Origin of the sequence: Streptomyces composti, assembly GCF_012034205.1 — a bacterium.
Lineage (GTDB): Bacteria > Actinomycetota > Actinomycetes > Streptomycetales > Streptomycetaceae > Streptomyces > Streptomyces composti.
This window is the reverse complement of sequence record NZ_JAATEM010000016.1, coordinates 22769-44864: the sequence shown is the minus strand read 5'-3', so window position 1 is coordinate 44864 and position 22096 is coordinate 22769. Positions and strand designations below refer to the sequence as shown.

15 protein-coding genes are annotated in these 22096 nt (G+C 73.0%); 7 read left to right on the top strand and 8 right to left on the bottom strand.

Going from position 1 to position 22096, the window contains the following annotated elements; translation table 11 throughout:
- Nucleotides 1-210: 210 nt before the first annotated feature.
- From afsR to HCJ93_RS14770, 3 genes are all read right to left on the bottom strand, one after another.
- Nucleotides 211-3189 carry an SARP-family global regulator AfsR gene (afsR, locus tag HCJ93_RS14780; RefSeq protein WP_167996158.1) on the bottom strand — a complete coding sequence of 993 codons (2979 nt, stop codon included), beginning with the start codon at nucleotides 3187-3189 and terminating at the stop codon, nucleotides 211-213.
- 393 nt (nucleotides 3190-3582) lie between these two features.
- Nucleotides 3583-3975: a nitroreductase/quinone reductase family protein gene (locus tag HCJ93_RS14775; protein WP_167996157.1), complete on the bottom strand. Its 393-nt coding sequence runs from the start codon at nucleotides 3973-3975 to the stop codon at nucleotides 3583-3585.
- 21 nt (nucleotides 3976-3996) lie between these two features.
- Nucleotides 3997-5523, bottom strand: a complete 1527-nt coding sequence (locus HCJ93_RS14770) for a CehA/McbA family metallohydrolase (protein ID WP_206317455.1) — start codon at nucleotides 5521-5523, stop codon at nucleotides 3997-3999.
- A gap of 197 nt (nucleotides 5524-5720) precedes the next feature.
- Between HCJ93_RS14770 and HCJ93_RS14765 the strand changes: the two genes are divergently transcribed.
- From HCJ93_RS14765 to HCJ93_RS14750, 4 genes are all read left to right on the top strand, one after another.
- Complete coding sequence (locus HCJ93_RS14765; RefSeq protein WP_167996155.1) at nucleotides 5721-6578, top strand: LLM class F420-dependent oxidoreductase; 858 nt, start codon at nucleotides 5721-5723, stop codon at nucleotides 6576-6578.
- Nucleotides 6579-6728: 150 nt separating this feature from the next.
- The gene (locus tag HCJ93_RS14760; protein WP_167996154.1) at nucleotides 6729-9314 is read left to right on the top strand and encodes a bifunctional FO biosynthesis protein CofGH; all 2586 of its coding nucleotides are present in this window, start codon (nucleotides 6729-6731) and stop codon (nucleotides 9312-9314) included.
- A 224-nt stretch (nucleotides 9315-9538) separates the two neighbouring features.
- Nucleotides 9539-10099, top strand: a complete 561-nt coding sequence (locus HCJ93_RS14755; protein ID WP_167996153.1) for a L,D-transpeptidase — start codon at nucleotides 9539-9541, stop codon at nucleotides 10097-10099.
- Nucleotides 10100-10294: 195 nt separating this feature from the next.
- Nucleotides 10295-11413: an ADP-ribosylglycohydrolase family protein gene (locus HCJ93_RS14750; RefSeq protein ID WP_167996152.1), complete on the top strand. Its 1119-nt coding sequence runs from the start codon at nucleotides 10295-10297 to the stop codon at nucleotides 11411-11413.
- Between the two features lie 164 nt (nucleotides 11414-11577).
- Here HCJ93_RS14750 and HCJ93_RS14745 read toward each other — a convergent pair whose 3' ends face one another.
- Together HCJ93_RS14745 and HCJ93_RS14740 are read right to left on the bottom strand one after the other, a co-directional pair.
- Nucleotides 11578-13524: a DUF8823 domain-containing protein gene (locus tag HCJ93_RS14745; RefSeq protein ID WP_167996151.1), complete on the bottom strand. Its 1947-nt coding sequence runs from the start codon at nucleotides 13522-13524 to the stop codon at nucleotides 11578-11580.
- 190 nt (nucleotides 13525-13714) lie between these two features.
- The gene (locus HCJ93_RS14740; RefSeq protein ID WP_309141406.1) at nucleotides 13715-16801 is read right to left on the bottom strand and encodes a serine hydrolase; all 3087 of its coding nucleotides are present in this window, start codon (nucleotides 16799-16801) and stop codon (nucleotides 13715-13717) included.
- A gap of 235 nt (nucleotides 16802-17036) precedes the next feature.
- On the opposite strand from HCJ93_RS14740, the gene HCJ93_RS14735 reads away from it, so the two are divergent.
- The 3 genes from HCJ93_RS14735 to HCJ93_RS14725 all read left to right on the top strand — a co-directional run bounded on the left by HCJ93_RS14735 (nucleotide 17037) and on the right by HCJ93_RS14725 (nucleotide 19471).
- On the top strand, nucleotides 17037-17792 hold the full coding sequence (locus tag HCJ93_RS14735; protein ID WP_167996149.1) for a GOLPH3/VPS74 family protein: 756 nt from the start codon (nucleotides 17037-17039) through the stop codon (nucleotides 17790-17792).
- Nucleotides 17793-18093: 301 nt separating this feature from the next.
- Nucleotides 18094-18951: a Scr1 family TA system antitoxin-like transcriptional regulator gene (locus tag HCJ93_RS14730; RefSeq protein ID WP_167996148.1), complete on the top strand. Its 858-nt coding sequence runs from the start codon at nucleotides 18094-18096 to the stop codon at nucleotides 18949-18951.
- Nucleotides 18952-19279: 328 nt separating this feature from the next.
- On the top strand, nucleotides 19280-19471 hold the full coding sequence (locus HCJ93_RS14725) for a DUF397 domain-containing protein (RefSeq protein ID WP_167996147.1): 192 nt from the start codon (nucleotides 19280-19282) through the stop codon (nucleotides 19469-19471).
- 99 nt (nucleotides 19472-19570) lie between these two features.
- Here the strand turns inward: HCJ93_RS14725 and HCJ93_RS14720 are convergent, their stop codons facing one another.
- The 3 genes from HCJ93_RS14720 to HCJ93_RS14710 form a co-directional block, all read right to left on the bottom strand.
- Nucleotides 19571-20440 (bottom strand): MerR family transcriptional regulator, encoded by an 870-nt coding sequence (locus HCJ93_RS14720; protein ID WP_167996146.1) that lies wholly within the window; start codon nucleotides 20438-20440, stop codon nucleotides 19571-19573.
- Between the two features lie 75 nt (nucleotides 20441-20515).
- Nucleotides 20516-21052, bottom strand: a complete 537-nt coding sequence (locus tag HCJ93_RS14715; RefSeq protein WP_167996261.1) for a glutathione peroxidase — start codon at nucleotides 21050-21052, stop codon at nucleotides 20516-20518.
- Nucleotides 21053-21393: 341 nt separating this feature from the next.
- Nucleotides 21394-21792 carry a hypothetical protein gene (locus HCJ93_RS14710; RefSeq protein ID WP_373563583.1) on the bottom strand — a complete coding sequence of 133 codons (399 nt, stop codon included), beginning with the start codon at nucleotides 21790-21792 and terminating at the stop codon, nucleotides 21394-21396.
- Nucleotides 21793-22096 lie beyond the last annotated feature (304 nt).

Here is a 22096-nt window from a genome sequence, read left to right as displayed (position 1 = left end):
GCTCGAAGTGATCTGGGATCAGACGTGGTTCGCGGGGCCCGTCCGGTCATTCCCCCGAGGATGACCGGACGGGCCTTCGGCCGCTCAAACCCTAGTTCGCAGGCTCACGGCCCTGACGCCGACCCGTCTGCCCCCCGACGCGACGGATCGACTGAGTCGAGCATGGCCCGCGGCGATAAACGAACGATGAACGCCGGGCGTGCCGGGTTGTCAGGCCGCGCTGACGGGGTTGAGAAGCTCCCGTACCGCGGGTGCCTCGGGTGAGCCCAGCTCCTCGTAGATCTCCAGGGCGTCCTGCCAGCACACCTGTGCCCGGCCGGTCTGACCGATGCCGGTGAGGGCGTGCCCGAGCACGGTCAGAACGTTCCCCCGGCGCCACTCGCCGCCGATGCCGCGCAGGACGGTCAGCGCCATCTCCGCGTTGCTGGCCGCCTGTCCGAAGCGGCGGGCGGCGATGTCGACCTCCGCCAGACGGAACAAGGTCATGCCCTCCCACAGCCGCTGCCGGCTCTCGCGGAAGACGCTCAGCGCCTCCAGGAGCCGTTCCGCCGCCTCGTCGAGCCGGCCGCTCTGCGTGAGGGCCATGCCCAGCGCATACCGTCCGTTGGCGCCGCGCATGGAGTTGCCCATCGCGTCGTAGATGGCGATGCCCTCCTGCGCCAGTGCCACCGCGCTCCGGGTGCGCCCCATGGCCAGGTGGATGCGTGAGAGGTTGCACAGCGCGCTGGCCTCGCCCGGGCGGTCGCCCAGGGCGCGGAAGTGCTCGATGGCCTCGGAGAGATGTGCCTCCCCGTCCTCGTGGCGGCCCTGGTAGAGCGCGATGACGCCCCGGGCGTTGTGCGCCCAGCACACCGGCAGGATGTCGACGGCCTCGTGGGCGAGGCGGATGACCCGTTCCGCCTCCCCGTCGGCCATGTCGAACCGGCCGCCGTCCAGGTGCGCGTGCGCCAGGGTCATCAGTGCCCGTGCCTCGACCCGCGGCACCCCGAGCCGCTGGGCCGCCTCCAGCAGCGCTCCCGCCGTGGACTCGTACTCCTTGGGATTCGCCCCGGACTCGGAGATGTCGAGGGCGGCCCACAGCAGGTCGATGGCCTTGCCCAGGGCGTCCTGGCCGGTCACTGCCTGACGGGCATGAGCCAGCAGGCAGTTCGCCTCCGTGTAGAGCCAGTCGCGTGCGCTGTCGCGGTCCTCGAAGGTGAGCGCCGGGCGCTCGGGCACCGCCAGGTGGTCCACCAGCCGGTCCCCCGGCCGTTCGATCGCGTAGACCTTCGCCGCGGTCGCCAGGTAGAAGTCGAGGAGGCGGGACATCGCCGCGTCCCGTTCGCTCGGGGGGTGTTCGTCGCGTTCCGCGCATGCACGCGCGTAGAGGCGGACCAGGTCGTGGAAGCGGTAGCGGCCGGGGGCCGCCGACTCCAGCAGGGACGTGTCGACCAGGGACTCCAGCAGGTCCTCCGTCTCCTCGAGCGGCAGGTCGAGGACGGCGGCCGCGGCGGCCAGGGAGATGTCGGGGCCGTCGGCCAGACCCAGCAGGCGGAAGGCCCGGGCCTGGGCCGGCTCCAGCTGGCCGTAGCCCAGCTCGAACGTGGCCTTGACCGCCAGGTCGCCCGCCTGGAGTTCGTCCAGGCGCCGCCGTTCGTCGGCGAGCTTCGCCGCCAGGACGGAGACCGTCCAGGTGCGGCGGGCCGCGAGACGGGACGCCGCGATGCGGATGGCCAGCGGCAGGAAGCCGCAGGCGGCGACGACGTCGAGGGCGGCCTTGCGTTCGGAGGCCACCCGCTCCTCGCCCACGATCCTGGTGAACAGCGCGAGCGCCTCGTCGGGGGACATCACGTCCAGGTCGACCAGGTGGGCGCCGGCCAGGTCCACCATGCGCACCCGGGAGGTCACCAGGGCGGCGCAGCCCTCCGTGCCGGGCAGGAGGGGGCGCACCTGCGCCGCGTCCCGCGCGTTGTCCAGAAGGACCAGCACCCGGCGTCCGTCCAGCACCGAGCGGTACAGCGCCGCCCGCTCCTCCAGCGTGTCCGGGATCGCCGAGTCGGGCGTGCCGAGGGCCCGCAGGAAGGAGCCCAGGACCGTCTCCGGCTCCGCGGCGCGCGGGCCCGCGCCCTGCAGGTCGACGTAGAGCTGGCCGTCGGGGAAGGCGGGCCGGGCCTGGTGGGCGACGTGCACCGCCAGGGTCGTCTTGCCGACGCCGCCGATGCCCGCCAGCGCGGACACCGCCATCACCCTGCCGTCCGCCGAGGAGAGCAGGTCGCCCAGTTCGCGGACGAAGGAGGCCCGGCCCGTGAAGTCGGGGACGGAGGCGGGGAGCTGGGCGGGGCGGACGCGGGTGGTGGCGGGCTCGGCCTCGGGGGCGGAGTGCTCGGCCAGCGCGGGGTCCGCGCGCAGCACCCGCTGCTGCAGCTCGCGCAGCTCCGGGCGCGGGTCCACGCCCAGTTCCTCCGCCAGCAGCCGCCGCGTGTCCGCGTAGACGGCCAGCGCCTCCGCCTGCCGTCCGCTGCGGTACAGCGCCAGCATCAGCAGCTCGCGCAGCCGCTCCCGCAGCGGATGCGCCGCGGTCAGCGCGGTCAGCTCGGAGACGGCCTCCGCGTGGCAGCCCTGCTCCAGGTCCAGGTCCAGCCGCGTCTCGAGCAGTTGCAGCCGCCACTCCTCGAGCCTGACCCGCTGCGCCTGCGCGTACGGGCCCGGCACTCCGGCCAGTGTCTCCCCGTCCCACAGGGCCAGCGCCTGCCGCAGCGCCTCCCGCGCACGGTACAGGTCCCCGGTGTTGCGCGCCTTCTCCGCCTCGGCCGCCAGCTCCTGCGCCACCGCCAGGTCCAGGGCGCCCTCGCCGAGCCCGCGCACCGCGTAGCCGCCGGACTCGCTGACCAGCACGCCCGGGTCCAGCACCTTGCGCAGCCGGGACGCGTAGGTGCGCACCGCCGCCAGCGCCTGCGACGGCGGCTCCTCGCCCCACAGGGCGTCGATCAGTTCGGCCGCCGTGGCGGTACGGCCCTCGCGCAGCAACAGGGCCGCGAGCAGAGCGCGTTGCTGGGGGCTGCCGGTGGCGAGCGGCTCGCCGTCGCGCCAGGCGCGCACCGGACCGAGCACGCCGAAGCGCAGCCCTTCGGGTCCGGCCCCGGAACCGGACCCGGAGTCCGCTCCGGATGCGGACCTCCGCTGCTCCGGCACTCGCGGTACACCGTCCATGCAGTGAGTCCCCCTATGCGTCCTGCTGCGCGCTCCGAGCAACCAGGCCAGTTTGCCTTGTTCACGGCAGATGCGTCAGCCGTGCGAGACGCCCGTCACAGGCCCTGGGTCCAGGTCCACACAGGGTTCTCACACCGTCCGCCCGCTCGTTCGCACAGATCATGCCGTGCAGGACCCCGTGAACGCACAGCAGACGGTCCGTCAGATCGGCGTCACGGTGACCGCGGGCCGGAACACGGGGGGCGACGTTCGGCGGGTTCCGCGGCAGCGGCGTCGGCCGGGACGTCGGCTCCTGCGCCCCGCACGCCCGCAGCGAGGTGCAGTCGATCGTCCGGCCGGGGTGAGCGTGGCCGGGGCGGCGGGCCGTCGTAGCCGCCCCGGCCGGACGACTCCTCAGACGTCGAGGTCGATCCGCACCGTGAGCAGCCCGGCCCCGACGGCGCGCACCACCGCGCTGTTGTAGCGGGGCAGGGTGCGCAGCCGGGCCACCGGGTCGTCGCCGGGCAGCAGATGGGCGGTGCCGGAGTACCAGCGCCCCCGGATGCGGAGACGTACCCGGGGGTTCGCCTTGATGTTGCGGACGTACTGGGAGCGCTCGCCGAACTCGGACACCAGCCAGAAGGAGTCCCCGATGCGCCGCCCGCCCACGGGGGTGAGCCGGGGCAGCCCGGAGACGCGGCCGGTGGTCTCGAGCACCGTCTGGAACGGCAGCCGGCGCAGCAGGGGATTGATCCGGCGCTGGAAGGCGGTGGCCCGCCGGTACTTGCGTTCGGCGTTCGTGGTCATGTGCGGGAAGCCTAGAGCCTGTCACCGGCCCTGCCGGGGCCGCCGGCCCAGGAAGACCGGATTGGTGAACGCGGCCGGCGCGCCCGGCAGCGGCCCGGCGGCCGTCTCGTGCCGCAACTCGGCACGCACATAGGCCGCGTACGAGGGCGTGGTGCGCCATTCGACGACCCCGGAGCCGGACACCGGCAGCGGGGCGCTGGTGTGCAGCACGCCCTGGTCGGTGACCAGGCGGACCGTGCAGCGCGGGGCGCCGGTCACCTCCAGGCGCACGGTGACCGGGGTGTCCCGGTCCACCTCGAGCCGCTCGCCGATCCCGGCGTGCTCGCCCCGCCCGCCGGAGGCGCCGAACGCCAGGGAGACACCGCTGGACTCGGCGACATAGGAGCGGCCCGCCCGGATGCCCTCCTGGATGGCCCGCCGGGACAGCTCGTCGGCGAGGACGACGGTCTGCGGCAGCCCCACGGCGTCCGGGTCGCGGTGGGCGTCGCTGCCGCCCATGGCGGGAATCCACTCCCGTCCGTCGCGCACCGAGGCCACCAGCATGCTGTCCCAGTCGGCGAGGGCCATCTCGTCGTCGGGCGTCCAGGGCCCGTTCCACACCTCGATCGCGTCCGCCTCGCCGAAGCCGAACTTCCAGTTGCAGCCGATGCAGGTCGCGTGCGGATGGGCCGGCACGACCAGGCCGCCCGCCCGCCGGATCTGCCGGGCGTACCGGCCGAAGCGGTTGTCGCGGGCCCGGTAGCGCCAGTCGACGAACGTCCCCGGGTCGGTGCCGAGCGCCACCACGTGCCCGTTGCGGGTGGTCACCTCCTCGCCCAGCATCACCAGCAGGTCGTCCCCGGCCGCCTCGGCCCAGTGGGCGTGCGCGGAGTGCGTGTTGTGCTCGGCGGAGTTGATGAAGTCCAGCCCGGCGGCACGGGCCAGCGCGGCGATCTCCTCCGGGGTGCGGCGGCCGTCGGAGTGCCAGGAGTGCAGATGGCAGTCACCGCGGTACCAGCCGCGGCCCCGCCCCCTGACCCGCTCCGGCGGATACACCGGCTTCGGGGTCTCGCCCGGCTCCCCGTAGGTCAGCGTGATCGTGATCTCGTACGACAGGCCCTGCGGGGCCACGGTGTACGGGCCGAGCGCGATGTGCCAGGTGCCCTCCCGCACCGGGCCCGGCAGGTAGCCGGGGGTGGCCTCGTCGGCGCGCACGAAGAACTCGGTGCGCGCCCCGCCGGACCAGCCGCGGAAGCCGCGCCCGCCCAGTTCGGTGCCGCGCTCGTCGAACAGGCCGATGTCGAGGGCGTTGCCGGTGGTGCCGGGCGGCACGGACGGCCGGTCGTAGGTGTAGGAGACGTGGATCTCCCGCACGCCGGACGGCACCTCGACGGGCACGTACACGAAGTCGGGCGCGCCCGGCTCCAGGGTGCCGCGCACCGTTCTGGTCTCCCGGCCGCCGTCGCGGTCCGCCGCGGAAGCGAAGCTCACGCTTCCCAACGTAAGCGCGGCGGCGGCGCCCGTCACGAACACGGCACGCCGTCCGATGCCGGTGTGGTCCTCGCGCATATGGCTGCACATGTGGCTGCTCCCCAGGTGTCGTCCGACCTTGACTGTGGTTGCGACCTGACATGGGTGGTGCAGGGGTGGGACCCGGTGGTGCGTGCAACCTTTGTAGTGAGCGGTGAACTGCCGTGGAAGGCACGGGGATCGGCGGATTTCCGGTGCGTGCGGGGAATGGATCGCGGGCGGGGTAGGGATGGTGCATGCGTATCGCCGTCACGATCTTCCTCACCGACGAGACCATCACCCCCGTCCGGCTCGCGCGTGAGCTGGAGCAGCGCGGGTTCGCGGGCCTGTATCTGCCGGAGCACACCCACATCCCGGTGGAGCGGACCACGCCGTTCCCGGGCGGCGGGGAGCTGCCGCGCGCCTACGGCCGCTGCCTGGACCCGTTCGTCGCGCTCGGGCAGGCCGCCGCGGTCACCGAGCGGCTCGGTCTCGGCACCGGCATCACGCTGGTCGCCCAGCACGACCCGATCGCCCTGGCCAAACAGATCGCCACCGTGGACCACCTGTCCGGCGGACGCCTCACCCTCGGCGTCGGCTTCGGCTGGAACGTGGAGGAGGCCGCCGACCACGGCGTCGACTGGCCCACCCGGCGTGCGCTGGTGCGCGACCGGATGGCCCTGATGCGGGCGCTGTGGGCGGATGAACCCACCGCCTTCCAGGGCGAGTTCGGCAGCGTCCGGGCCAGCCACGCCCACCCCAAGCCGGTGCAGCGGCCACGCGGCCCGGTGACCGGCCCGCGCACTCTGCTCGGCGGGGCGGCAGGACCCAAGCTGTTCGCCCACATCTGCGAGTACGCCGACGGCTGGCTCCCCATCGGCGGCCGCGGCCTGTCGGAGTCCCTGCCGGAACTCCGCGCCGCCTGGTCCGACGCGGGCCGCGACCCGGACGCCCTCCAGGTCGTCCCCTACGCCGTCCACCCGAACCCGGGCAAGCTCGCCCGCTTCGCCGGCCTCGGCATCGAGGAGGTCGTGGTGCAGCTTCCGTCGGCGGGGGAGAGCGAGGTGCTCAAGACGCTGGAGGAGTACGAGCAGTACGTCGAGGGCTCGCGGTAAGAGCCGGTGCGGCCCGGCGGGAGCCGCCCCAAGCGGCGGTTCGGGCCTCGCGGGAGCCGCCCCAAGCGGCGGTTCGGGCCTCGCGGGAGTGGCCGGAAGCGGTACGAAGCGCTCATGCCCGTCTGATCAGGGCGATCGTATGCTCGGAGGATGACGAATGCCGCGGCCCCAGGATCCGGACCCACCGAGAACTCCCTGCGTCGCGCCCTGAAACGGGCCCGGGACGGGGTCTCGCTCGACGTGGCCGAGGCCGCGGTGCTGCTCCAGGCCCGGGGCGAGCACCTGGAGGACCTGTCGGCCTCGGCCGCCCGGGTGCGGGACGCGGGCCTTCGGGCGGCTGGGCGGCCCGGCGTCATCACGTACTCCAAGAGCGTCTTCATCCCGCTGACCCGGCTGTGCCGGGACAAGTGCCACTACTGCACCTTCGTCACCGTGCCCGGCAGGCTGCGCCGCGCCGGCCACGGGATGTTCATGTCGCCCGACGAGGTGCTGGACATCGCCCGCAAGGGCGCCGCCCTCGGCTGCAAGGAAGCCCTCATCACCCTCGGCGACAAGCCGGAGGACCGCTGGCCGGAGGCCCGCGAGTGGCTGGACGCGCACGGCTACGACGACACCCTCGCCTACGTCCGTGCCGTCTGCGTCCGCATCCTGGAGGAGACCGGCCTGCTGCCCCACCTCAACCCGGGCGTGCTCACCTGGACCGACTTCCAGCGGCTCAAGCCGGTCGCCCCCTCCATGGGCATGATGCTGGAGACCACCGCGACCCGGCTGTGGTCCGAGCCCGGCGGCCCCCACCACGGCTCCCCCGACAAGGAACCGGCCGTGCGCCTGCGGGTGCTGGAGGACGCCGGCCGCTCCTCGGTCCCCTTCACCTCCGGCATCCTCATCGGCATCGGCGAGACCTACCAGGAGCGCGCCGAGTCGCTGTTCGCGCTGCGCCGGATCGCCCGGACCTACCACGGCATCCAGGAACTGATCATCCAGAACTTCCGCGCCAAGCCGGACACCGCGATGCGCGGCATGCCGGACGCGGAACTCGACGAGCTGGTCGCCACGGTCGCCGTCGCCCGCCATGTGCTCGGCCCCTCCGCCTGCCTGCAGGCGCCGCCGAACCTGGTCGACGCCGAGTACGAGCGGCTGATAGCGGCCGGCATCGACGACTGGGGCGGCATCTCCCCGCTCACCATCGACCACGTCAACCCCGAACGGCCCTGGCCGCAGATCGAGGAGCTGGCCGCGCGGTCCGCGGCGGCCGGCTTCGAGCTGCGCGAACGCCTCTGCGTCTACCCGGAGTTCGTGCGGCGCGGCGAGCCCTGGCTGGACCCCCGGCTGCGCCCGCACGTGGCGGCCCTCGCCGACCCGGAGACCGGACTGGCCCGCCCCGGCGCCATGCCGCAGGGCCTGCCCTGGCAGGAGCCGGACGAGGCGTTCACCGCCACCGGCCGCACCGACCTGCACCGCACCATCGACACCGAGGGCCGCGGCGCCGACCGCCGCGAGGACTTCGACGAGGTGTACGGCGACTGGGGCGCCCTGCGCGAGGCCGCCGCCCCCGGCATGGCACCCGAGCGGATCGACACCGACGTCCGCCAGGCGCTGGCGACGGCCGCCGACGACCCGACCCGGCTCACCGACGCCGAGGCGCTGGCCCTGCTGCACGCCGACGGCCCGGCCCTGGACGCGCTGTGCCGGATCGCCGACGACGTGCGCAGATCGGCGGTCGGTGACGACGTGACCTACATCGTCACCCGCAACATCAACTTCACCAACGTCTGCTACACCGGCTGCCGCTTCTGCGCCTTCGCCCAGCGCCGCACCGACGCCGACGCCTACACGCTGTCCCTGGAGCAGGTGGCGGACCGGGCCCAGCAGGCCTGGGAGGTGGGCGCGGTCGAGGTGTGCATGCAGGGCGGCATCCACCCGGACCTGCCCGGCACCGCCTACTTCGACCTGGCGAAGGCGGTGAAGGACCGCGTCCCGGGCATGCATGTGCACGCCTTCTCGCCCATGGAGGTGGTCAACGGCGCCACCCGCACCGGCCTGTCCATCCGCGAGTGGCTGACGGCGGCCAAGGAGGCGGGCCTGGACACCATCCCGGGCACGGCGGCGGAGATCCTCGACGACGAGGTCCGCTGGATCCTCACCAAGGGCAAGCTGCCCGCGTCCACCTGGATCGAGGTCGTCGAGACCGCCCACGAGCTGGGCATCCGCTCCTCCTCCACGATGATGTACGGGCATGTGGACCAGCCCCGGCACTGGCTGCGTCACCTGCGCACCCTCGCCGGGATCCAGCAGCGGACCGGGGGCTTCACGGAGTTCGTCACCCTGCCCTTCGTGCACACCAACGCCCCCGTGTACCTGGCCGGTATCGCCCGCCCCGGCCCGACGGTCCGCGACAACCGCGCGGTGACGGCGATGGCCCGGCTGCTCCTCCACCCGTACATTCCCAACATCCAGACAAGCTGGGTCAAACTGGGCACCGAGGGTGCCGCGGAGATGCTCCGCTCCGGCGCCAACGACCTGGGCGGCACGCTGATGGAGGAGACGATCTCCCGGATGGCGGGCTCCTCCTACGGCTCCTACAAGTCGGTCAAGGACCTGGTCGCGGTGGCCCGCGCGGCCGGCCGCCCGGCGCGGCCCCGCACCACCCTCTACGGCGAGGTCCCCGAGGAGCGCCGCAGGGCTGCGGAGGCATCGGACGGGCACCTGCCGGAGCTGCTGCCGGTGCTGGACTGAACGGATCCGGGGAGTGCCGGGCCTGGTGCCGGTCCGGGGCGCCGGGCCCGGCGGGGAAGCGAGGCGCGGGCTGCGGGAAGTGGGGCGCGGGCTGCGGGAAGCGGGACGCGGGCTTGCGGACGGCGGGACGCGGACGGGCAGGAAGCCGGGGGTCCGGCGGGCAGTAGGATGATCCGACGCCCCTTGCGGGGGTGGACCGTGCCCGACCGAGGAGATGCGTACCGGTGTCTGCCCGACTTCCCTCGTGGGCCTGGGTGACCGGGCTGACCACGGGGGCGATCGCCGTGGTGGCCGTCCTGGCCGTGCAGGCGGACCAGGGCACCAAGCCCACCGCGTCCGCGACCCGGCCCAGCGCGTCGGCGACGGCGGACGCGAAACCGCCGTCCAGGCCGGAGGAGCCGCCCGCCGTGCCCGCCGACTCCGGCACCGGCCGCCGCATCGTCTACTCCCTCGGCGACCAGCGGGTCTGGCTGGTCGACGCCAGCGACACCCCCCGCCGCACCTTCAAGGTGTGGCCCGGCACGGTCACCCCGGACCCCGGCACCTACACCATCGGCACCCGCACCGAGGCCACCACCGGCAGCGACGGCGTCCAGGTCGAGCACATCCTGTACTTCGCCGTGAAAAGCGGCGTCTCGGTCGCCTTCTCCAACGCCGTCGACGGCTCCTCGCCCCCGCCCGCCGCCTCCGGCACCAAGACCGGCGGCATCCGCGTCGGCAAGGCCGACGGCAAGGCGCTGTGGGCCTTCGGCACGGCGGGGACGACGGTCCGGGTGGTCGAGTAACCGGACAGCCGGGTACCGGAGTGCGGGCATCGCCGAGTTCGAGCGGATCGCCCGCGCACGGGACGCGCTGACGGCCCGAGCACGCCTCGGCGTACGCGCTCCTCGGACCTCGGCCTGAACGTCCCCTCAGCAGCACCTCGGCATTCGATTAGAGTGCTGGGCGTCGTACGTATGGACGGTGCCTGGGAGGTCTGGGTGGGTGCCACTGCCGGGCCCGTGTGGGGCCGTCGCGAGCAGCAGGACTTCCGCAGCCGGGTGCGCGGGACGCTCCTCGGCGTGGCGGTCGGCGACGCGCTGGGCGCGCCCGTGGACGGGATGGGCGTCGCGGCGATCCGCGAGGCGCACGGCACCGACGGCCTGGCGGACATGGTCCCCGCGTACGGGCGCAGGGGCGCCGTCACCCACCACACCCAGCTCACCCTGTTCTCCGTGGACGGCCTGATCCGCGCCCAGGTGCGCCGTGACACCGGCGCCTGGCACCCGCCGACCGATCTGCACCGGGCGTATCTGCGCTGGGCGACCACCCAGCGCGACTGGGGCCCGGACGAGCGCCGCAAGGAGGACGGCTGGCTGGCCCGCGAGGAGTGGCTGTACGCCCGCCGCGACCCGGCCCGCACGCTCCTGGTCGGCCTCGGCGACGACACCATGGGGACTCCGGACGCGCCGAAGAACCCCGGTGAGGCCGGCCCGGAGCCGGCGGCCCGTTCCGCGCCGTTCGGTCTGCTCGTCGGCTGGGAGCCCCAGCTGGTGGCCCAGCTGGCCGTGGAGTGCGCCGCCCAGACCCACGGCCACCCGGTCGCCTGCCTCGCGGCGGCTGCGTACGCGGTGACCGTGCACGCGCTGGCCCGCGGCGAGAGCGTGGACGCGGCGGTGCAGCAGACCCTCGCCCTGCTGGCCACCCGCCCCGGCCATCAGCCGGTCTCCGACGCGCTCCAGCAGGCGCTCGGCGCGGTGCGGCAGGGCATGCCCACCCCGGAGAGGGTGAGCGGTCTGATCGGCGCCGGCACCGCGGAGGGCGTCGTGGCCGCCGCCGTCTACTGCACCCTGGTCGGCCAGGACGTCCGGCGCTCGCTGTGCCTGTCCGTCAACCACGACGGGCCCTCCGCCGCCACCGGTGCCCTCACCGGCGGTCTGCTCGGTGCCCTGCACGGCGAGACGGCGCTGCCCCCGGCCTGGCTGGCCGAACTGGAGGGCCGCCCCACCATCCTGGAACTCGCCGACGACTTCGCCATGGAGATGACCCAGGGCGCCGCCCTGCACAGCCCCGCCGCCTCCTCCCCGGCCTGGCTGGCCCGCTACCCCCGCGGCGCCTGACCGGCAACCGGGCCCGCCCCCTCCACCGGCGGCCAGGCCAACCCGCCGCCCGGAGCAGCCCGCCGTACCGCATCGCGCTCTGCCCCGGCGGCGCGGCAGGCCGCGCCCCGCCCGCGGCATCCATGACCCCCGGAGCCGGCCGGGCCGTGCCCAACGCCGCGCCCTCAGCGCAGCTCGTCCGGGCAGGGCGTGCCGCGCGGCAGGGTGTACGGGGCGGCCAGCCGGTAGGTGCCCGGCTCGGGCGCGAGCAGCACCGTCCAGCGGTCGCCGTGGGCGTCCTCCTCCGTCTCCATCAGACAGCCGTTGACGTTCTCGAACGTCCTCGGCTCACCCTCCGGGCGGTTCCTGGACGCCTCCGTCTCCTGCGGCGGCTCCAGCTTCCCGCCCTCCTCGTCGACGATGCTCAGCCACGGCGAGTAGGGGATGCGCACCAGGATCCGCCCGGCCTTCTCCACCCGCAAGGTCATCTCGCCCTGCTCGGCCCGCTCCACCACGGCGTTCGGCTCCGCCATCGGCGTCGGATCGATCACCTCGAACAACTGCCAGTTGGCGTCGCCCCAGATCTGCTTCAGATACGGCAGCCCCCGCTGCAGCAGCTGCCGCTCCCGCTGACCGCCGTCGCCGTCCGGCTCGTCCTTCGGCAGGACCACGTAGTGCACGGCCCACCGCTTGAGCCACTCGTGGTAGTTCGCCGAGTTGAGGGTGTCGTCGTAGAACAGCGGGTTGCGCTCCATGTCCGCCTGGCGGTTCCAGCCGCGCGCCAGGTTGACGTACGGGGCGAGCGCGGACGCCTCCCGGTGCGAGCGCGCCGGGACGACCTCCACCCGGCCCCGCTCGGCGCCGACCTCCTGCAGCTCGTTCACCAGCGGCGCCAGCTCACGCGCCCAGGAGGCGGCCGGGGTGGTGTGCACGATGTCGTCGACCGACTTGTAGCCGATCCAGCCGATGAAGACCGCGAACGCCAGCACGATCGTGTACCACTTGCGGGACTTCGGCACCGCGTAGGGCAGCGCGGCCACCAGCACCACGCCCGCGAACAGCATCGCCAGCCGGGTGATGTTGGACCCGATCTGCGAGCTGATGAGCCACACGAGCACGACCCCGAGCCCGTACACCGCCGCCGTCAGCCGGACCGTCCGCCAGCCCTGCGGCACCACCAGGTACACCACGACCGAGAACGCCAGCGGCAGGATCACCGAGCCGAACCCCATCGGCTGCGTCCCCGAGAACGGGAACAGCCACGCCGACAGCGCCACCACCGCGCTCGGCGCAAGACCCAGGGCCCAGGCCCCCGGCCGCCGCTTCTGCAGGAACAGCGCCACCGCCACCAGGCCCACGAACAGCCCCGCCACCGGCGAGGCCATGGTGGCGAGCGCCGCCAGCGGGGCCGCGCACAGCGCCTTCGCCCAGCGCTTGTACCGCCACTTGTGCGGCCAGCAGAACACCACCGCGACCGCGCCCAGCGCGAACATCGTGCCCAGGCCGAACGTCACCCGCCCGGAGGCGGCGTTGCACAGCAGCGCGAACACCCCGGCCAGCGCCGCCCACAGGGGATTGCGCACCGCACGGCTGCGCATCAGCATCAGCGTCAGCAGCCCCGCCGATGCGGTCCCGGCGAGCATCATGGTGGTCCGCACGCCGAGCAGCGACATCAGGTACGGCGACACCACGCTGTACGACACCGGGTGCATTCCGCCGTACCAGGCGAGGTTGTACGCCCGGTCCGGGTGCCGGCCGACGAACTCCGCCCAGGCGTCCTGCGCCGCGAGGTCCCCGCCACTGTTGGCGAACGTGAAGAACCAGACGATGTGCAGCGCTCCGGCGAGCCCCGTGACGGACAGCACGGGGTGCCGCAGCATACGGGCGCGCAGCGCGAGGAACGCGGCCCGGGAACGGGAGCCGCGGGTGGCTTCGCCGGCCGCGGGAGAGCCGTCGGCGGCGGGGTCCTGCGAAGCCTCGTGCTCCGGGGGAGTCCTGTCCGGTGCGGCCCCGTCCACCGCGGAGCTGTGTTCGTCCACGCCTATTCGCGGACCGTCAGGCCCCTGCCCGGGGTCCGGTCGGCCGGTGCCCGGACCGGAGTCGTCGGCGTGTGTCGGCTCCGCTGTGGCCACCTGAAGGCACTCCCCGTGTCCCGTCTTCCGTATCGGCTGCCGCGTGTCGTCCGCAGCCGTTCCCACTGCGTCCGGTCGCCGGCGACCTGCCCGTTTCGTGACGCTAGCAGACCCCCTGCCGGCCGTCGCCCGTGACGGGCGACGGCCGGCAGGGGAGTGCGCGGGTCACCGCGTGGATCGACCGCGTCAATCAGGCGATGCGCGTCAGCTTGTCCGTGAAGCCGGGCTCCACGAGATCCTCCTTGAGGGCCACCGGCACCTTCACCGCGCTGGACGACCCGTCACCGACGGTCAGCGTGCCGACCTCGGTGCCGGCCTCGGCGCTGTGCGGCACGGATCCGGGGGCGAAGGACAGCTTCACCTTCAGACCCGCCCAGCCGACGGCGGAGACGTCCTTGGCGACCACGACCGGAGTACGGCCGCCCAGCTGGTCGTCCACATAGCCGACCACGGTGCCCTTCTTCACGACCTGTGCCGAGGTGAGCGCGTTCTCGGCGGCCTCCAGCGCCGTCTGGCTGACCCGGTTGGCCGTCTCCAGGATCTTCGGCTTGTGCTGGCCGAGGATCGCGCCCACGATCGTCACCGACCGGCCGTCGACCTCCTCGCGGGAGGCGAAGAGCAGGTTGCCGCCGGCCTTGGTGGTGCTGCCGGTCTTGATGCCGATGGCGCCCATCCGGTACGGCAGCTCGTTGTAGTTCGTCCAGTACTTGCCGGAGGGGTCGGTCCAGCTCGCCACGCTGGTGATGGCCACCAGGGCGGGGTTCTTGACCACCGCGCGCCCCAGCTTCACCTGGTCCTCGGCCGTGGAGACGGTGGTCTCCTTCAGACCCGAGGGGTCGGTGTAGCGGGTGTCGCTCATCCCCAGCTCCTTGGCGGTGTCGTTCATCTTCTTGACGAACGCCGCCTCGGATCCCGCGTCCCAGCGGGCCAGCAGCCGGGCGATGTTGTTGGCGGAGGGGATCATGACGGCGGACAGCGCCTGCTTCAGCGTGAGCTTGTCGCCGGCCTTGACGGTGTCCAGCGTGGACTCGCCGTCCTTGTTGTAGCCGCCCTCCTTCTCCGCCCGCTCGTCGATCTCGATCTCCGGGCCCTCCTCCCCCGGCTTGAGGGGGTGGTCCCGCAGGATGACGTACGCGGTCATGGTCTTGGCGACCGACCCGATGGCCACCGGCTTCTGCGCGCCGAAGTGGTCCATCGTGCCGACCCCGTCGACATGCATCCAGCCCTGTCCCTCGTCCGGCCACGGCAGCTGCACCTTGTCGCCCTCGAACACATAGGAATTCGCGGTGACGGTCAGCGTGGGCTCCGGCAGCGGGCGCACGGCCTGCGCGATCGCAAAGATGATCACCAGCAGCAGGACCAGCGGCGTCCAGATCTTCACCCGCCGCACGGCCGTGCGCAGCGGGGTGTCCGGCGGCGGCGGGGTGTTGGTCAGCTCGGCGAGCAGATCCAGCGGCGGCTTGGGCGGCAGCGGCTGCTGCGCGGTGCGCTCGGGCCCGATCTGCGGCAGCGCGGTGGTCGCGTCGGCGGCGGCCGGCTCACCACGGGCGGGCTTGCGCACGTCGGGGTCGTCCAGCGACTTCAGCGCGACGAACCTGCTGGTCCGCTCGGCCGTGCCACCGGCTTCCGGCTTCGGCTCGGGCGTCCGATCCGGCTCGGAGGATGCGCGCTCGCCCTGGCTCGGGATCTGGCCCGGGCTCTGGCTCTGGTCCGAGCGGTCGACCCGGAGCATGGTGGTGGCCTGATCCAGCGCGGGCCCCGAGCGGACGGTCTTGAACACGGCAGTGGGCTGATCGACCGGCCGCTCGGCCTTCGCGCCCTTGCTGCCCGAGTCGCCCTTGCCGGCATCGCCGGACCCGGGCTTGCCGGCGCCGGCGCCCTTGCCCGCGGCACCCTTGGGCGCGGTGCCCTTGTCCGGGGTGCCCTTGGGCGCGGGCGTGCCGGAGGGGCGGGAGCCCTGGGCCGGGGTGCCCTTGGGTGCCGGGGCGCCGGAGGGGCGGGAGTCCTTGTCCCGGGTGCCCTTGGTGCCGCCGCCCTCGTCCCGCACGGCCTCGGTCTCGGCCTCGGTCTCGGCCTCGGTCTCGGCCTTGGTCTCGGCCTTGGTCTCGGCCTTGGCGCCGTCACCGACGGCGGTTGCCTTCGCCTTGCCGGCTGCGTCGTTCCCGGCCTCGGTGGCATCCGCGGCGCCCGTACGGCCGGCGGCGGGCGCGTGCTCGGCGCCGCCGTCCTCCTTGGTGCCCTCGGCTTCCTCGGCGCTGTCCGCTCCGGCGCCGGCGGCCTTGTCGGTCGCCTCGTCGGATGCCCTGCGCCCGCTCGGAGCGGCGGCCCGGGCCGCCGTGCCGGAGGCGGCGCGCTCGCCGCCCTTGCCGGCGGCGCCCGGTACGTCCGAGGTGCCGGCGCGGTCCGCGTCCTGTGCGCCCGTGGCGCCCTTCGCTGCCGCCTCGGCGGTTCTGGTCGTGTCGCCGGACCCGTCGCTGTTTCCTGAAGCGCCCGGTGCGTCCTTGGTGCCGTTCGCGTTCTTCGCCCCGGCCCCGGCGGCCCCGGCCGTCTCGCCGGACGCGTCGCTGCCGGACGGGGCGGCGGTGGGGCCCGCCTCGCCGGATGCCGCGCGCTCGCCGGCCCCGCCCGTGGCGCCCTCTGCGGCCGAGGCCCCGGAGCTGCCTGCGCCGGAGGCCCCGGAGCTGCCGTCGGCGGCCGCCGTGTCGTCCTCGCCGGCCGCCCGGCCCTTGCCCTTCTCACCGTTAGCACCGGCTCCGGCGGCCACACCGCCCTCCGCCTCACCCGCCTCAGAGACCTCAGAGGTCCCGGATGCCCCGGACGCCCCGGACGGCGACTCGCCGGAGTCGGCCCCCCGGACCCACGCCGCCACCGCGTCCCGCAGGCGTCCGTCGCTCTCGGCCGCCGCCGCAGCCTCGTCCCGCTCCTCGTCCGACGGCGTCTTCGCGGGCCCCGCGTCCGTGTCGCCGGACTTCCGCGCACTGTCGCCCGTACCGGCGGCGGAGCCCTTCCGGGGCCGCACCGGCAGCACCTGGGTGGCCGTGTCGACCCTGGGCCGGGCCTCAGCCGGCTCGGCACCCTCGGTGGACGTCGCGGGACCGGACTCGGCGGACTTCCCGGCCGTCGCGGACTTCGCGGGCGAAGCCTCCCGGGCGACCGCCAGGCGCGGGTCACGCGCCTCCGTGGAGTTCCTCGCCTCGGGAACCGGGCCGGCGCTCCCCGACGTCGTTCCTGCCGACGACTCGCGCTGCTTCGACTTGTCGGGGGACTCGCCCGCCACCGATGCCTCCTCCATGTGCCGCACGCACGCGTGCGCCAACCGAACCGTGAACCGCCCGCCCGGCAACGCCTCCGAGCGCTGTCCGAACCATGTACCAGTGTCCTGTGTGCGGGCCTACCCCACGCGGTAGACGAGAACGACATACCTACCGGTTCCCTTACGAACCGGTCACGCACCCTCGACAGACCAATGTGAGAGGGGTCACCCTGTCATTCATCCACGCGGGGAGGCATGGATGGGCAGGAGCCGCAGAACACTTCCGGAGGAGCTTCTGCTGCTGGCACTGGACCCGGCCACGGGTACCACTGCACAGCCGCAGTCGCTCGACCTCGGTCTGGCCGGAGCACAGCTAGTGGAGCTGGCGCTGGCCGGACGGATAGCCCCAGACGGGGATCGTATCGCCGTGGTGGTGCCACGGCCGACAGGAGATCCGACTCTGGACCACGCCCTGGAGTTGCTGCGAAGGCGCGGCGCCCCGGTGCGCGCGGTCCACTGGATCGGCGGGCCCCGTCTCGGGCTCCGCCAGACCTACCTCTCGCATCTGGAGCGGTGCGGCATGGTGCAAGCCGTGGCCGGACAGATGTGCGGGGTGCTGCCGACGACTCGCTACCAGGCGACGGACACCGAGATCAGCCGGGAGATCAGGGCCCGGCTGGATGCCGCGATCCGTACCGGTGTGCCGCCGGACCCGCGGACCGCGGCGCTGGCCGCCCTGGCCCACGCGGTCGGCCTCGGCAAACACCTGTATCCGGGCAACGAGGGACGTTCGTCCCGCTCCCGGCTGCGGGATCTGATCCGGCACGACCCGATGGGCGGCCTCGTGGCGCACGCCGTGATGGACGTCCAGAACGGTGTGGCCTCGCAGCCGCGCCGCAGCCCCGCCGCCGGCAGGCAGCCCGCCCCGGGCAGCCGGCGGGGCACGACGGACCCCGCACGAGGCGTTCCCGCACAACCGCGCCGCGGTTCCATGGCGCGAGCCGCGGCCCACTGAGGCGCGGCAGCACAGACCCGGTCACGGGAGCCGTTGTCCGAGCGGGGCGGAGAGAAGGCACGGACTCTCTCCGCCCCGCTCGGCGTGCCCGCGGGCCGCAGTCCGGCCCCGCAGGCCCCCGCCGGCCCCGTGAACTGGCGTGTACTCGTCGAATATCGACCGTTTCCCAGCGGCAGCGGACCTCTTGGTGGCAATCTGCTCAACAGCAGATACGCAAAGTGGCAGAGCAAGTACCGAGCAGTACCGAGACCGAGAAGTACCGAGTACGAGTACGAGGCACGCAGCCGGAGGTGCACGTCCCGTGGCGTCCAATGTCAATCCCACCGTCAGGCGACGCCGGCTGGGCCAGGAGTTGCGCAGGCTCCGCGAGCTCAAGGGCATGACAGCGGAGGAAGTGGCGGAGCGGCTGCTGGTGTCGCAGTCGAAGATCAGCCGTCTGGAGAACGGGCGGCGCAGCATCAGCCAGCGCGACGTCCGCGACCTGTGCAACGTCTACGAGGTGGAGGACCAGCGCATCGTCGAGTCCCTGATGCAGATGGCCAAGGACTCGCGCCAGCAGGGCTGGTGGCACGCCTTCGGTGACATCCCGTACAGCGTCTACATCGGCCTGGAGACCGACGCCGAGTCGCTCCGGGTCTACGAACCCCAGATCATCACCGGCCTGTTGCAGACCCGCGCCTACGCCGAGGCCATCATCCAGGGCGGTTCGCCGGAGGCCTCGGAGCAGGAGAACGACAAGCGGGTCGAGGTGCGGCTGCGCCGGCAGAGCCGGATCACCGCCGAGAAGGACCCGCTGCGGCTGTGGGTGGTGCTGGACGAGGCGGCGCTGCACCGGGTGGTCGGCAGCCGCCAGGTGATGCGCGAACAGCTGGAGCACGTACTGGAGATGAGCCGGCTGCCGCACATCACCGTGCAGGTGCTGCCGTTCGAGGTCGGCGCGCACGCCGGCATCAACGGCCAGTACTCGATCCTGGAGTTCGCCGACGCGGCCGACTCGAGCGTGGTCTACATCGAGGGCGTGACCAGCGACCTGTACCTGGAGAAGCCGCACGACGTGCAGAAGTACACCGTGATGTACGAGCACTTGAGGGCGCAGTCGCTGAACGTGGAGGCCTCGCGCCGGCTCGTCGAGCGGATCGCCAAGGAGTACGCGCGCTGAGCCCTCCGGCCGGGCGCGACCGACCCCCGCGGCCGGGCGCGATCGAGCCCTGGAGACCGGCGCAACTGGCCTTCTGCCGGGCTCTGCTGACGTCCGCCGGGCGGCACAGGGCGCAGTGCGCGGCGAATCCTACATCCCCACCGCGTCAAACTGGAAGACTCGCCTGGAATATGCCCCTAGTTGAGTGAAGGACTGCTCCGAAAGTGGAGGGTGGCGAGTAGCGTCGATCACGCCAACCACGAGTCGAGGTTGGCGCAATCCGTTCTGCGGGTCCTTGCCGGAATGCGCAGCCCGGTGACGCAACTCAGCAACTGGCTACGGAGCGAACATGGCAATTCGTCTGGGCGCCACGGAAACGTGGACGACGTCCTCCTACACAAACAACAACGGCGCGTGCGTGATGGTCAGGTCGACCACCGAGGAAGCGCTGGAGCTCGGCGACACCAAGATTCCCGAGGGTCCGAAGCTGGCGTTCCCCGCCGACGCGTGGAGCGCGTTCGTGGCCGCGGTCAAGTCCTAGCCCGGGCGGCGAAGACCCTCAAGCACCACCGACAGAGCCCTCTCGACGAGTTCGCCGTCCTTGCCGAGAGGGCTCGGCTTGTGGGCGCAAGCCCACAGCTCACTTCACCGGAAAGGCAACGTCACACACCGGATCCTCGGCTCCCGCCGCGTCCCAGTCCGCGAAGTACACCTCCCGGCACGGCCCCGCCTGGCTCAGCCCCTCGGCAGCGATCCACTCCTCCACCGCCTCGAACGCCGCCAGGATCTGCGGATGGGCCACCTGGGCCTTGGAGATCCGGGTGTACGCCAGCCTGCGGGCCGGCTCCACCCGCACCGTCGTCTCCCAGGCCCGGCCCCGCTGTTCGGCCCACGCCCGTGCCGCCGCCTCGTCCGCGACCGGAACACATGCCTCCGCCGGTCCGTCGCTCTCCAACGACACCTCGGCGTGGTACGCCACGAACGGCACCCCCGCCACACCCCCGCACTCCTCGGCCGCCGCCGCCAGCCGCCCCAGCGACGCCCCGATCCAGGCCGGCAGCTCAGGGGCCAGTGTGTGCCGCTTCTCGGTGATCACCACCTGCTCCGGCACATCCACCAACTCGACCGCGAACTTCCCGTGCATCTCGGAGCTCCTCCCCGACAGTCGTCCACGGAGGTACTCGGCGAGCGCCCGCTGCCCGGCGACCCGGGTCTCGACACCGGCCCAGTAGGCGGCTAGCCGATCGGCCGCCACCCCACCGTCGCCGGCGTCGAGGACCTCGGCGATCCGGGCGAGCGGCATGTCCAGCTGCCGCAGCAGCGCCACCAGCCGGGCGCGCTCCACCTGGCCCGCCGCGTAGTACCGGTAACCGGTGGCCGGGTCGACCCGCGCGGGCACCAGCAGGCCCAGCCGGTCGTACAGGCGCAACGCCTTCGCCGACAGCCGCGCCCGCGCGGCGAACGCCCCGATGCTCAGCAGCTCCTCGTCCACGCCGTCATCCTCCGTCACCGGACGGCCTCTCCGCCCGGCGACAAGGACGCTCGCCCCTGCCCCAAGGGCAAGGTCAAGGGACGTCCCGAGGCGTCACCCCAGAGCCTCCTCCACCGCCGCCACGACCTCGGCCGACTCCGGCTCGGTCTGCGGCGCGAACCGGGCGACGACCCGGCCGTCCCGGCCGATCAGGAACTTCTCGAAGTTCCAGCGGATGTCCCCGCTGTGTCCCCCGGCGTCGGCGTGACCGACCAGCCGCTGGTAGAGCGGGTGCCGGCCTTCCCCGTTGACCTCGATCTTCTCGGTCATCGGGAAGGTCACCCCGTACGTCGCCGAGCAGAACTCGGCGATCTCCTCCGCACTGCCCGGCTCCTGCCCGAGGAACTGGTTGCAGGGCACCCCGAGCACGGTGAACCCCCGCTCGGCATACCGCTCGTGCAGCCGCTCCAGCCCCTCGTACTGGGGCGTCAGCCCGCACTGGGAGGCCACGTTCACCACCAGCACGACCCGCCCGGCGTACTGCCTGAGCTCGGCCGGGCCGCCCGTGAGCGCCCCGATCTCGACATCGAGAACCGACTCCCCGCCGTTCCCGCCGCTGCCGTTGTTCTCGCTGTTCTCCGCGTGCGTCATGGCATTCGTCATGCCCGGATGCTAGCCGCGCCACCTGAACGCCCCCGCGCGTTCAACCCCTCCCCGGCCCGACCTCCCTCACCGCCACGGCATCCCGCCGCGCCCTCTCTCCCACTTCCTCGTCCACCAAGCCCGAACCCCCCACCGCGCCAGCGCCCCCACAGCCAACGACACAAGAACGGCCCCCGAGTCGATGACATGCGGCAGCCCCGGGAAGAACCCGAAGAACCCCAGCGCTCCGGCAACTCCGACGGCAAAGGCCACCACCCCTGCACGCCGCAGCCGCACCTGGTCGACGACCCGAGCCCCCTGCCCACGCTCCTCGCCCATGACCGTCCTGCTCACTTCGTGATGTGGTGGCACTGGGTCACCCGCCGCACGCCGTTGACATAGAGGTGTGCGCACGCCTTGCCGTAATGGGGCAGTGTCTGGGGAGAGTTGTTGCGCATGGGGCCGATCTTGCATTCCCGGTGCGTCTTGCCCCGGGAGGTCCGATACGTGCGGTTGTTCGTGTCGGCGTAGGCGAAGTCGATGCGCCAGTTGCAGAACCCGCTGTTGAGCGCACCCACGAACCCGCAGTCGACACCGGCGTTCTGGTACGTGATCTTGCGCCCCTTCCCGCGAATGATGTGGGTGAACATGCACCCCGTCGGGACCTTCATCGTCGCCCCGCCGATGCTGTACTCGAAGGTGCGGACCGGCGTCGAGCCGACCGCCGAGGCATGCGCGGTGAACGGCATCGAGACGGTGAGCGTGGCTGCGGCGGCGAGTGCTGTGGTCAGGCGCGCGGCGTAGGACCAGAGCAAGGCAATCCCCTCCTGATGTCTCGCGTCTTTCTGCGAACACCAGGGCAACCGTGATCGAAATCCGGAGGTTGCCGGGCTCCCTGCCGTTTCACCACGTCAGGTGATCATGGCATCAGTGTGCTGACCTGCAGAGACGTTGCTCCGGGTGGGGGTACGACAATCGGCGTGGCCGGTTGCGGGCCGGCCGGACAGCCGGGGTCAGCCCACTACCGGCGGCTCTTCCCCGCGCTCCTCCCCC

Coding starts and splice junctions, on each gene's coding strand:
- afsR (WP_167996158.1), bottom strand. CDS start 3,189: ATGGACGGTGTACCGCGAGTGCCGGAGCAGCGGAGGTCCGCATCCGGA.
- HCJ93_RS14775 (WP_167996157.1), bottom strand. CDS start 3,975: ATGACCACGAACGCCGAACGCAAGTACCGGCGGGCCACCGCCTTCCAG.
- HCJ93_RS14770 (WP_206317455.1), bottom strand. CDS start 5,523: ATGCGCGAGGACCACACCGGCATCGGACGGCGTGCCGTGTTCGTGACG.
- HCJ93_RS14765 (WP_167996155.1), top strand. CDS start 5,721: ATGCGTATCGCCGTCACGATCTTCCTCACCGACGAGACCATCACCCCC.
- HCJ93_RS14760 (WP_167996154.1), top strand. CDS start 6,729: ATGACGAATGCCGCGGCCCCAGGATCCGGACCCACCGAGAACTCCCTG.
- HCJ93_RS14735 (WP_167996149.1), top strand. CDS start 17,037: ATGGGCAGGAGCCGCAGAACACTTCCGGAGGAGCTTCTGCTGCTGGCA.
- HCJ93_RS14725 (WP_167996147.1), top strand. CDS start 19,280: ATGGCAATTCGTCTGGGCGCCACGGAAACGTGGACGACGTCCTCCTAC.
- HCJ93_RS14715 (WP_167996261.1), bottom strand. CDS start 21,052: ATGACGCACGCGGAGAACAGCGAGAACAACGGCAGCGGCGGGAACGGC.
- HCJ93_RS14710 (WP_373563583.1), bottom strand. CDS start 21,792: ATGCCGTTCACCGCGCATGCCTCGGCGGTCGGCTCGACGCCGGTCCGC.